Annotated in this window: 9 protein-coding genes and 1 tRNA gene; 5 read left to right on the top strand and 5 right to left on the bottom strand. The window is 49.0% G+C overall.

The genetic code is table 11. From position 1 onward, the window contains the following. Positions 1-321: hypothetical protein (locus Q1V74_RS05390; protein WP_300647390.1), on the top strand; the 321-nt coding region annotated here is incomplete at its 5' end. Between the two features lie 177 nt (positions 322-498). Here the strand turns inward: Q1V74_RS05390 and Q1V74_RS05395 are convergent. The 3 genes from Q1V74_RS05395 to mnmD form a co-directional block, all read right to left on the bottom strand. Then, positions 499-574: transfer RNA gene (locus Q1V74_RS05395), tRNA-Lys, on the bottom strand. 172 nt (positions 575-746) lie between these two features. Then, entirely contained in the window at positions 747-2825 is a 2079-nt protein-coding gene (locus Q1V74_RS05400) for a TIM-barrel domain-containing protein (RefSeq protein ID WP_300647429.1), read from the bottom strand. Positions 2826-3039: 214 nt separating this feature from the next. Next, positions 3040-4863 carry a tRNA (5-methylaminomethyl-2-thiouridine)(34)-methyltransferase MnmD gene (gene mnmD / locus Q1V74_RS05405; protein ID WP_300647391.1) on the bottom strand — a complete coding sequence of 608 codons (1824 nt, stop codon included), beginning with the start codon at positions 4861-4863 and terminating at the stop codon, positions 3040-3042. A gap of 94 nt (positions 4864-4957) precedes the next feature. Between mnmD and Q1V74_RS05410 the strand changes: the two genes are divergently transcribed. The 4 genes from Q1V74_RS05410 (at position 4958) to mgtE (ending at position 9072) form a co-directional block, all read left to right on the top strand. Further along, complete coding sequence (locus Q1V74_RS05410; RefSeq protein WP_300647392.1) at positions 4958-5803, top strand: inositol monophosphatase family protein; 846 nt, start codon at positions 4958-4960, stop codon at positions 5801-5803. A 99-nt stretch (positions 5804-5902) separates the two neighbouring features. Beyond that, on the top strand, positions 5903-7108 hold the full coding sequence (locus Q1V74_RS05415) for a M20 aminoacylase family protein (protein WP_300647393.1): 1206 nt from the start codon (positions 5903-5905) through the stop codon (positions 7106-7108). A 90-nt stretch (positions 7109-7198) separates the two neighbouring features. Further along, entirely contained in the window at positions 7199-7600 is a 402-nt protein-coding gene (locus Q1V74_RS05420; RefSeq protein WP_260649268.1) for an acyl-CoA thioesterase, read from the top strand. Between the two features lie 2 nt (positions 7601-7602). Beyond that, positions 7603-9072 (top strand): magnesium transporter, encoded by a 1470-nt coding sequence (gene mgtE, locus Q1V74_RS05425; RefSeq protein ID WP_300647394.1) that lies wholly within the window; start codon positions 7603-7605, stop codon positions 9070-9072. Positions 9073-9074: 2 nt separating this feature from the next. Here mgtE and Q1V74_RS05430 read toward each other — a convergent pair whose 3' ends face one another. Together Q1V74_RS05430 and Q1V74_RS05435 are read right to left on the bottom strand one after the other, a co-directional pair. After that, complete coding sequence (locus Q1V74_RS05430) at positions 9075-9974, bottom strand: GTP-binding protein (RefSeq protein ID WP_300647395.1); 900 nt, start codon at positions 9972-9974, stop codon at positions 9075-9077. Further along, the gene (locus Q1V74_RS05435; RefSeq protein WP_300647396.1) at positions 9958-11583 is read right to left on the bottom strand and encodes an amidohydrolase; all 1626 of its coding nucleotides are present in this window, start codon (positions 11581-11583) and stop codon (positions 9958-9960) included. The genes Q1V74_RS05430 and Q1V74_RS05435 overlap by 17 nt, the downstream gene beginning before the upstream one ends. Positions 11584-11585 lie beyond the last annotated feature (2 nt).

Raw genomic sequence — 11585 nt, forward strand, 5'->3', positions numbered from 1 at the left:
CGCGCTATTTTACGTGAAAAAAACACGAGCGACAGCCCTGCGTTGCCATTATTGTATTATATTGCTGCCTTTCATTCTTTTATACGTATCGAGCCAGAAACCCCACGTGGGGATTTAATTGCCGCCGCCTTTTCTGGCAAATCTCTTTTACAACAACCCATTTGTTATCAGCAACTAGGCACACAGGCGTTAGCGCTTCTCAATCAAACAGACCAACAGCGTATACAAGAGCAATGGGGGCCACCCGCACAGCATCAACGCTTGGCCGATTTACTCCCTGACCTACACCAACAATATCTCACCGCTGTTCAACCCTCTTAGCCCTGAGCCAGCTGTTACAACTAACCGACGGTCATCCTCTATAAAAAAAGCCCAATGGCCTGCATACCATTGGGCTTTGCCGTTAAAAACGGGTTTCCTGCAAGGAACAATTTGCTATGTCATCAGCAAAAACAAAAACGCCACCTATGAATAAGTGGCGTCTTTGAGAATTCGGGCTGGTGGGTCGTGCGCGACTCGAACGCGCGACCAACGGATTAAAAGTCCGCTGCTCTACCGACTGAGCTAACGACCCAACCGAAAGATTAAATTATTGCATAGCTGTTTTTAACTGTCAAGCTTTTTATAAAAAGTTTACATAAAAAAGCCTGCAATAATTGGGTCTTTGCTTACCGGTGCACGCACCTAAATAAGCAAAGACGTAACTATAACATGTTTTTAAAAAAAGTACACCTTTTTTGTAAAAACTATCGAGCTCGGGAAATACGAACCTCTGCACCACGTCGTTTGACCTCAAGGCCCTCTGAAGGCAGGATTTTTAACCCTTCCAGACCTTTAATATAGCTAGAGCCTTGCATCTGCATTACACGAATTTTATTACGCATCACAGCAGGGCTATGCTCTGGCATACCAAACATCCAGACTTCTTCGAGTAAGCGGGCAGAATTGAACTCTGATGTATTGAGCGCTGTCGGGCCTAAACACAACATATGTCCCTCGCGTCCAAAAACAGGGAGCCGGTCCAAACCCGCTTTAACCACCCAACGTGAGCCACCCTCATAGCGCCAACCTGTGGATAAATCCCACCAGTCACTGCCTTTAGGTAGATATACCTCGATCTCGTCTCCTGGCTGCACAAAAGGTGCAACCAGAAGTGTTGAGCCGAGCATGTACTGATGTTTCCAGTTTAGCACTTCAGGATCATCCGGAAACTCTAGCGATAAAGCACGCTGCACAGGCAAACCACAGCGCACAGACTCTTCGATAATGCCCAGCACATAAGGTACTAAGCGATAACGCCATTCTAGCCAATGCGCAATAAGCTTTTGGGTCTCAGCATCAAACGAGGTAGGCAATAAGCCGTCCACAGCCTGAAAATGAAAGTTTGCCGAAAATACCGCCATCGATAACCAGCGCACATAAAGCTCTGGTGTCATGCTATCTAGGGGAGCATTTGCCGAGCCAATTTGATGTGTTTGTGCTGTAATCCCGCTATTACCAATGGAAAGTGCAGCCTGCAAGGTTTTGGCTAAGCCATCCCAGTCATTGGTCACATCTGGCCCTAACTGCCAAGCAAAACGATGTGCAGAAGGATATAAATCGCGGCTTGCTACCAAGCCTTCTTGAGGCGTTTTATGCCCTGCAAAAGCATCGAATAAGGCTTGGCGTGCAAGTAACGGATAGACCGTGCGTAACATCGCACCGCTTTCTCCACCACGGGCTGTGATCTCATCTGGCAAATCATATTGCGCTTGAATCACCACCGCCCCTAGCCCCTCGTCGTAGCTCTGGCGCAAACGCTCCACCCATAATTTATAAGCATCTTTGTGGGTGAGGTCCAATAGCCCAAAGTCTTTGCCTGCAGTGACGGCATTGCCTTTAAAAGTGTAGGCCAAACCGTCGTCATCATTAATAAGCAGCCAGCCTCGGTCCTCCCACTCATCGAATAATGCTGTGCCTACAGCTACCCCCGGAAAAACCGAAGCCGCTAATTTGCACTGCTTGTCTTCGGCGGCAGCCATCATGTCGCGTACATCGGCAATACGCTCGGCATCCCACTCAAAAATAGGGCGATCAGCACTAAAGCCTAGGGCTGCAGGTGGTGCTAGGTTTAAGACATCAACCCCAACCTGAAGCTGCTTAAGCTGTTCAATGGTAGCGTAACCTTGCTCAATGGATTGACTCTGTGTTTGATCCAACCAAACCCCCATTGGCCAGAGCCCAGGTTGCCCTGCTCGCCCTGTCAACGCGGTGTACTGGTTTAAGATTTCGACAGGCTGACCTATAAAAATAAACAGGTCAAACACCGTGGCATGAACCGTTAACTGATACTGATCCGCTTGGCTTAGTGCCACATCATGCTCTACGCGCTCAAATGTATTTACGTAAAGCCCCCAGCCACGATTACTCCACGCTAGTGGCAACACTCGATCCGCATAATGGTCTGAAACGAGTTTTGCTCCACGTCGATTAAGATCACCCGTGGTCTCACCCAAACCAAAAATACCGTCGTTAGGGTCCAGAGTTAAAGCAAACTGCCATTGAGGCGTTGCGATCAAAGACTGACTTTGTAATAAAAGCTGATCCCCGTTATACGCGCGCAAAGCAAACGTGTCTTTATCAATCTCGAGCACGCTTTCGCCTTGCTCAATGCGCCAACCCTGTGCTTGCTCCGTGACTTCGAGCTCGCCAACGGCATCCTGTCGGGCAAGAAGCATATCGGCATATTGTTGTGCTCGCGCTGATACTCGCTCGGGCTGAATATGCTTGAGCGCACCAAAGCGCAAGCGAAATACGCCAGGGGCATGGGCTTCGATACGAAGCATGAGATCATCGGTTGCGGCAAAATCAGCCGCCGAGGATTTTGTGGATATAGAGCTTAGAAGATTAAACAATTGCGTCACATCATCAGAGTGTGTTTTGGACGGCACAATGCGATCCTCAAGGGCAAAGCCCAAAACTAGAATTAAAAAATACTATTTTGACGCATATTTGCTGCAAAGCAAATACGCATCACTACTATATATGAACAGACACGTATTATCGCAGGTCTAGCGCTCGGGATAAATCACGCTCTATCAGCGCCGGCTCTGCCGCCATCTGTGCGGCAATTTGTTCAGCAAGTACCGCCGCCCAACTAAAGCCATACGAACCATAGCCTGCATTTAACCATAAGCCCGGCAGAGGCTGGGCCAACACCGGCAAATGATCTTTTAATGCGGCTCGAGTCCCCACCCAAGCACTTTCTACCGCCAATACGTCCTGATCCAACGGCACTAAAGGCTCCGTTTTTTGGAATATTTCGCGACAAGCAGCCTGCGTCAGTGGTCGGGGCGGTTGATCGTAAGTGCTACCTAGCACATAGCCTTCGGCTAAAGGAACCACATAACCACTACCTGCAACAATACGTGAAGGTGCTGCATTTAAAGCCGCACGTGCTATCGAAATACTTTGTCCTCCTATTACATCTAAACCCATAACTCGTGGAGCTTGACCGTGTAGGGCCTGTGGCAACAATGACGTAATGCCTTGTGCATTGGCCAAAATAATATGCTGGGCCTCGTAGTGATCACCCGCACGGGTGATCACTTTCCAACCTTGAGTAGAGGCATGAACAGTCACTACCGTATCAGCTCGCCACGTCACCAGGTTTGTTTCCAATAGCTGTGTTAATAACTCTTGAGGGCGAATAACAGCGCCTTTAGGAAAATACAAAGCACCGTGCTTCACCGGCGTGCTCGCATACCGCGATGCGTCTTGTGCTGTTAGATATTGTACCCAATCTAAATCAAAGGCGAGCTCTGCCACACTTTGCTGCTGTAAAAATGCCTCTTCTTCGCTTTGAGCGACAACAAGAGAACCCACAACCTGCATTGCCCCCGTCGATGACTGCCAACGCTGCAGCGCCCGCAATATTCCGGCACGACTGAGACGGGCACGTGGAGCGTCATCTCGAGTCAATAATGGGGTCATAGCTAATCCAGCATGCCCAAGTTGCGCTCCCCCTGCTCCATGCATGAAGTGAGGGTCCAGAACACAAGTAGCAATACCTCGTAACGATAACGCATGCGCCGTTGCGGCTCCCGCTATACCGCCCCCCACTATGATCACCGGCTGTTGTGGCGGCTCAGTGTAAGAGCGACCTAAATGCGGACGCAGTGTGGCTTTGATCATATGACGCTTATAAGCAAAACCCGGGTGGCGCGTCACCACAAAGCCCGCATTTTGTAAATCGCGACGAACCTGAGCCGCCGCACACCAGGTTGCCGCCGTCGCACCGGGTGCTGCCATACGCACCAATTGTCCAAACACTTCTGGCGTCCACATGGCCGGATTAACTCGTGGCGCAAAACCATCTAAATAAAATGCATCGGCCTGACATACCATCTGCTTTGCTGCTTGACGAATATCACCAAAAAACAAGGTCAGCGTCACCGCCCCCTGCTCAAACTCTAAACGATGGATGCCTGGGACTAACACCGGCCACTGTGCCAATAACTGGTCAGCCAGCTTACGCAAAGCAGCTGGTGTATGCGTCAACATCAACGCCAAATCTTTTGCATAAAAAGGGTGTGCTTCGAACGACACAAAATGCAAACGGCGGCTACGCTGCTCATCCTGCTGCCAAGCCGCCCACGTTGCTAAAAAATTATTACCTAAACCAAAGCCGGTTTCTACGATAGTAAATTGCTCCCTGCCTCGCCAACGCTCTGGCAACCCATTTCCTCCTAAAAACACATACTCGGCTTGTTCTAAAGCACCAGACGCGGCGTGATACAGGTCATCGTAGCGATCACTGCAAGCCAGCCCCGTCTCGGTAAAAGTTGGAGTAGCAGGAACTAAAGGTTGAAATGCGCGTGTCATATGGATTCGTTTTAATAATGGGTTGCTTGTACAATTTGAAGAGCAGGAGCAGTTTTTGCTCTTTACCGTCTCTTCATTCTTTTAGGTCGAGTTTATGCAAACCTCTTTCGCTCTCAGCAGTAGCTTAGAAACTGCCGTACAAGCGGCTCATGCCGGAGCTGCTATTTTACAAGCCTATGCGAATAATCGCAGCGAATTAGTCATTGACACAAAAATGCGTAATGACTTAGTGTCGCAAGCCGATCGTGAAGCGGAAGCAGCGGTTATCCATATTTTACGCAGCCAAAGCCCCGAATTTGGGCTCATTGCTGAAGAAACAGGCGGACAAGCAAACCAGCAGCTGGCCACATGGTATATCGACCCTTTAGATGGCACCACCAACTTTTTACATGGTATTCCGCACTATGCCGTCTCAATCGCTTTGATTGCTCACGCTGGCACAGAAGTCAACGGCTCTCGTTTAGACCAAGATACCCCCGTGATTGGGGTGGTGTATGACCCCAACCGAGAGGAAATGTTTACCGCCATGCATGGTGTGGGGGCTTGGCTCAACGGGCAACGCATTCAATGCTCTCAGGCTGACAGCCTAGCTAATAGTGTGGTAGCAACGGGTTTTCCTTTTCGGGATTTTAGTTTTGCCAACCAGTACATGCCAACGTTGAACACCGCCATCACCAGCACGCGTGGGGTACGTCGCCATGGCGCCGCGGCTTTGGACTTAGCCTGGGTGGCATGTGGTCGCTTTGATGCCTATTGGGAAATGGGGCTTGCCCCTTGGGACGTAGCAGCAGGCACTGTTATCGTGCGTGAAGCCGGTGGGATTAGCGAAGACATGTACGAACAACTGCCTTGGCCACGTAATGGCTATGTGTATAGTGGTAACGCTACTGTGGCCCCTGAGCTTTTAGCCATGATTAAACCCCATTTGATCTATCCTTAAGCAAGGGCGCTGCGCGTCTTTACGGATTCTCTTTAGCAACATTACCGCGTAACATGGTAGTCATCATTCCTACGACTTGGTATTGCTAAAGGTGAATCCATGACAACGCTTCCTCCCCTTGATCTCTGGCACGATGAGTTCATCGCTATTCGCCGCGATCTTCATCAGCACCCCGAACTCGGTTACGAGGAATTCCGTACAGCAGATAAAATCGCAGACTATTTGCAAAGCTGGGGTATCCCCTTTCACCGTGGTTTGGGTGGTACAGGGGTGGTAGGGATTTTAACCGGCACCCAAGGCACTGGGCCGACGATAGGACTACGAGCTGATATCGATGCGCTGCCCATGCCAGAGCAAAATCAGTTCGCGCATAAAAGCCAACACGATGGTGTTATGCATGCCTGTGGCCATGATGGCCACACCACCATGTTGCTTGCCGCCGCCAAATATTTAGCGCAACATAATCATTTCAAAGGCACAGTCTATTTTATTTTTCAGCCAGCCGAAGAAGGCCTAGGCGGCGCCAAAAAAATGATCGAGGATGGCCTTTTTACCCAGTTTCCAATGGATGCTGTCTTTGGTTTGCATAACTGGCCAACTCTGCCCACTGGTCATTTTGGTTTGCGTACCGGTGCTATTATGGCTTCGAGCAATATCTTTGTGATTGATATCCAAGGCAAAGGAGCCCATGGCGCTATGCCGCATTTAGCGGCAGACCCCATTATGGCGGCCACCTCTATTGTTCAAGGTTTACAAACCATTGTCAGTCGCTATCTTGACCCACAAGAACCTGCCGTACTAAGCATTACCCAATTACATGCTGGTTCCGCAGATAATGTGATTCCCGATACAGCACAAATCCGAGGTACGGTTCGTACATTTTCATCCCAAGCCACCGATCAAATCGAAGAGCACCTGCGTCGCATTAGCCAGCAAACAGCAGCGGCGATGTCCTGTCAGGCATACATTGACTTTGACCGGCGCTACCCCCCTACCGTTAACCATGCTATTCCCACTCAATTTTGCGCGGATCTACTTAAAAACTGGCTAGGCGAAGCATCCGTCATCGACCCCGTTGCCCCCTCCATGGCTGCTGAAGATTTTTCTTTTATGCTTGAAAATGTTCCCGGCTGCTATTTATTTCTAGGCAATGGAGATGGAGATCATCGCTTAGCCGGACATGGTTTAGGTCCCTGCACGCTACATAATGGTAGCTACGACTTTAATGATGCCCTCATCCCTATTGGAGCGACCTATTGGGTTAAACTCGCCCTAGCCTGGTTAAAACAAGCTCCCACCTCTTAGGCTCATCACAAAAGTTTGCAGCAGGAATCTAGCATCTAGGTACAATAATAAGCATTTCTTTTTGTTTGTATTTTGTACCTAGGAGTCATCATGAGCGGTGCTCTGATTTCCATTCCCAAAGACCGAGATCCTGTTTTACGTGTTATTCCAATGCCCGGCGATGCCAATATGCATGGTGATGTATTTGGCGGCTGGATCATGGCTCAAGTTGATATCGGGGGCTCTGTGCTGGCCTCGCGGCGCGCACAGGGTCGGGTTGCTACGGTTGCCGTTAACTCTTTTACCTTTAAGCAACCGGTATTTGTGGGTGATTTATTAAGCGTCTATGCCGAAATCATTAAAACCGGCACCACTTCTATTACCGTTTCAGTCGAAGTCTATGCAGAGCGTAAACTTTTACCTGATGAAACGGTCAAAGTCACCGAAGCCGTTTTAACCTATGTTGCCACTGACGACCAGCGTCGTAGTCGTCCTTTACCGCCTTTAAAATAACTATGACCCAATCTGCGCCTACTGCGACCCGCCCTACCGTCCGTCGCTTAGATCCGGAAGATGCTCAGCTTGCTTTACAACGCCTACAAAGCATTCTTAAACGTCACGAAGTGATTACGCTTCTGACCGAAAAGCAAAGCGAAGGCGATGAGCGCTCCGAGCTTATCTCCAATCTTACACATCGTCGTCACGAAAACGAGATTCGAGCTATTATCAATCATCTGCACCCTGCGGACATTGCTTTTATCCTCGAATCGCTCCCTGAGCCTGAACGACAGCTTGTGTGGGATCAAGTCGCAGAAGAACATGATGCTGACGTCCTTCTTGAAATCGAGGACTGGGTACGCGAATCGTTAATTAAATCCATGGATGCCGAAGAGCTTATTGCCGCGGCCTCTTCCATGGATGCCGATGAGATTGCGGATCTGGCACACGACCTGCCACCCGATGTTATGGCCGAGGTGCAAAAGGGGCTAACTGATGCCGAGCGTGCCCAATTGATCGCTGCCATGGGCTATCCCGAAGACACCGTGGGCGCAATCATGGACTTTGAGATGGTGCGTGTACGCGAAGACGTCACCCTCGAAGTGGTTTTACGCTACTTACGCCGCCTTCAAGAGCTTCCTGATCACACAGACCAAATTTTTGTGGTGGACCGCGAAGACAAGCTGCAGGGCACACTATCTTTAGCCACACTACTGGTCTCTGATCCTGACAGCCTTGTTTCCCACGTTATGTCCACCGACTATTTTAGTCTGCATCCTTTGGATCCGGACACTGATGCGGCCAGTGCTTTTGAGCGCTATGACTTAGTCTCTGCGCCGGTCGTCGACGATTATGGGCGGCTCATTGGACGGGTGCCTATTGATGAGGTCGTCGACGTACTGCAAGAGGACTCACAAGAACAAGAACTATCTCGTGCTGGCTTACAAGAAGAAGATATTTTTGCACCAGTACTCAATGCTTTACGTAACCGCGCACCTTGGTTACTTATTAACCTGTGTACAGCCGCCACCGCATCATTTGTGGCTTCTCGCTTTGAGGATACGGTCAGTCATATTGTGATTTTGGCGTTTTTAATGTCTATTGTCGCCGGTATTGGTGGCAACTCGGGCAACCAAACCATGACCATGATTATTCGAGCCATGGCAATGGGGCGCATTACAGGCTCTAATATATGGCCCTTGGTCAAACGCGAGCTTTTAGTCACCTTTTTGGTCGGCGCCTGCGGTAGCCTTGTCACTGCTACATTTGCTTGGTTTATTTCAAAGTCCATCCCCATCGCCTTGGTGATGATGGCCGCCATGATCGGCAATATGCTGGTTGGCGCAACCCTAGGGGTATTAATCCCTACCCTGCGTAGCCGTTTTGGCAAGGATCCTGCCGTTGGCTCTTCCGTTTTACTGACCTTTGGCACCGACTCCCTAGGGTTTTTTATTTTTCTAGGGCTTGCTACGGTATTTTTATTATAAGTTCAATCTTGGTTTTTCTTACACAGCGCTTGCAGCTTTTGTTGTAAGCGCTGTAGCTTTTCTAACGAACGCCCAATAAAAACCAATTGTGTTTTTTGAACCTGAAAAGTCGGCGAGCAGTGACACTGCCCCCTTGTGTACTGTACCACATACCCTTTACTTGCAGCGGCATCTAAACACACGCGCCCTTTCGCTCGGTACAATGTATCTGCATAACTTTGCAGCAGCTCAACAAGTACCCGTTCCTGTATTCCATATTCGCTTTCAACGCTTAAACTGTGCCATCCTGATGAGGCATCAGCTATAGCAGGGGCCGGCCTAATTGACGTAGCCGATTCCATCGTAGGCATCATTTCATAATGAACAGGAGCTCTGGTTTTTTCTACCAAATCCGCTAAAGGAACCGCCAAAGGCTGCTGAGGAAGGCAGCGATTAATCACTAGCTGGGTAGCACTTTGTACTTGCCTCTCCCAAACCGTGTTAACCAGCTCATCTACACTATGTTGTGCCGCTAAGGAAGCATCGACAAAGCACCAATTATCACGCAACACAAATCGCTGTGAAACCCGAACCATATCCACAATTTTGGCTGAATCTGCAATGCCGCTTAGCTCCATATATACCTGACTCGGTGCAGGCGAAAGCCGCCCAATTTCAGCCATTTTTTCCGCCATGCTGCCACCCAACGTGCAACATACACACCCATTTTGTAAGCGTATAATCTGCTCATCTTCATAATCGATGAGCTCGGCATCTATATTTAATTGCCCAAAATCATTCACAATAATCAAGCTATTAGGCTCAATGCCCGCTTGAATCCAACGATTTAAAGCTGTGGTTTTTCCTGCACCTAAAAAACCAGAAAGTAGTACGACAGGTATTTTTTTAGGTTCGTACGACATGCACCTGTCCTCCAACCACCGTAGCATGCACCGTCATATCACGCAGCTGATCTGGTGTCGTCGCGTACAAGTCATGCTCTAAAACCACCATATCGGCGTACTTTCCTACTTCTAAACTTCCTACTTGATCATCCAAATGCAAGGTATAAGCCGCACCCAAGGTGACCGCATATAATGCTTGCTCCATAGATAAGGCTTCATGCTCACCTAAAACTTGATCCGTTGCCGTGCGACGTGCTAACGCACACCACATTGAAAACAAAGGCCCTAAAGGCGTCACAGGTGCATCCGAATGCATTGCCACTGGTATCCCTAACTCATAAGCCGATCGTAACGGTTGCATACGACGCGAACGACTGTAGCCTAGAGTAGATTGGCGGTGAATATCACCCCAATAATAAATATGATTAACAAACATATTTAAACAAACCCCCAGCTTAGCCGCACGACGCATTTGTGCCTGGCTAATAAACTGGCAATGTTGCAACGTATGACGATGATCTGGCCTATACCATAACGTTTGTGCTTCCTCGATCGCATCAAGCATCAGTTCTACCGCCTCGTCACCATTGGTATGAATATGGAGCTGTAAGCCCGCTTGATGATAGTCCATTACCATTTGCTTTAACGTTGCGGGTGGGGCGTTCCATATCCCATTCTCTTGCCCATTGTGATAGCCAGGCCAGCGCATGCGTGCTGAAAACCCCTGAATAGAGCCGTCCGTCATCAGTTTCACTAATCCAAAATGTAACCGATCCGTATTAGCTTGCTGACATTGTTGAACACGCTCTATTCCCTGAGAGCTTTGCCACTCTAAGGCCGCCATCGCAGGTACTAAACGCACAGGATAATCGGTTTGACTTGTCGCCTCTTTTAAAACAGCCACCCCTTGATCACTTAATGGATTATATAAATCAGTAATAGTGGTAATTCCGGTACGCTGTGCTGCCAAAGCATATTGCTTTAATGTTTCAAGACTGGCCACCTCATCAAAAATACTCTGCCCTAATGCTTCAAACACCGCATGCATTGCTGCCATTTCTCGCAGCTCTCCATTTGGTGCGCCATCCTCTGTGCGCATTACCCCTTCGATTTGACTCTGCGCTAGATTCGTTTGACGCAACATCGCCTCATTAACGGTCATCAAATGCAAGTTGGCATGAAACACAACCACAGGGCGGTCAGCCACCACCTCATCAATAATGGCCTTATCTAAACGCTCCCCATCAAAATAAACGGGATCAAACCCCCAAGCTATGAGCGGCTTACCTGCAGGTAATTGCTGGGCCTGTTGCAGAAGCTTCTGCTGAATTGCCGCTAAATTTTGGCAGCCGTCCCAGTACTTGCCCTGCGGGTCATAACGTGGAAAATAGCCTAAATAGAGGTACTTCCACATCGCGCCCTCTAAGGCATGGCTATGTCCCTCGACAAAACCTGGATAAATATATTTATCGGCAAACTGCTGATCTAATCGATACTCACCTAAATCCTTAAGTTCTTCTAATGGCCCGACGCCTAGCACCCGCCCCTCTTTTACCGCAATATGCGTGGCTGTAGGTAAAGATGGATCCATTGTAATAATGCGTTTGGCCTCAAAAATAGTAAGCATGT

This window comes from Paenalcaligenes sp. (assembly GCF_030152715.1).
Taxonomy (GTDB): Bacteria; Pseudomonadota; Gammaproteobacteria; order Burkholderiales; family Burkholderiaceae_B; genus Paenalcaligenes; species Paenalcaligenes hermetiae.

What these genes read in the sequence shown, in the direction of transcription:
- Q1V74_RS05415 (WP_300647393.1), top strand. Translation starts at nt 5,903, where the DNA reads ATGACAACGCTTCCTCCCCTTGATCTCTGGCACGATGAGTTCATCGCT.
- Q1V74_RS05420 (WP_260649268.1), top strand. Translation starts at nt 7,199, where the DNA reads ATGAGCGGTGCTCTGATTTCCATTCCCAAAGACCGAGATCCTGTTTTA.
- mgtE (WP_300647394.1), top strand. Translation starts at nt 7,603, where the DNA reads ATGACCCAATCTGCGCCTACTGCGACCCGCCCTACCGTCCGTCGCTTA.
- Q1V74_RS05400 (WP_300647429.1), bottom strand. Translation starts at nt 2,825, where the DNA reads ATGCTTCGTATCGAAGCCCATGCCCCTGGCGTATTTCGCTTGCGCTTT.
- Q1V74_RS05410 (WP_300647392.1), top strand. Translation starts at nt 4,958, where the DNA reads ATGCAAACCTCTTTCGCTCTCAGCAGTAGCTTAGAAACTGCCGTACAA.
- Q1V74_RS05430 (WP_300647395.1), bottom strand. Translation starts at nt 9,974, where the DNA reads ATGTCGTACGAACCTAAAAAAATACCTGTCGTACTACTTTCTGGTTTT.
- mnmD (WP_300647391.1), bottom strand. Translation starts at nt 4,863, where the DNA reads ATGACACGCGCATTTCAACCTTTAGTTCCTGCTACTCCAACTTTTACC.
- Q1V74_RS05435 (WP_300647396.1), bottom strand. Translation starts at nt 11,583, where the DNA reads ATGCTTACTATTTTTGAGGCCAAACGCATTATTACAATGGATCCATCT.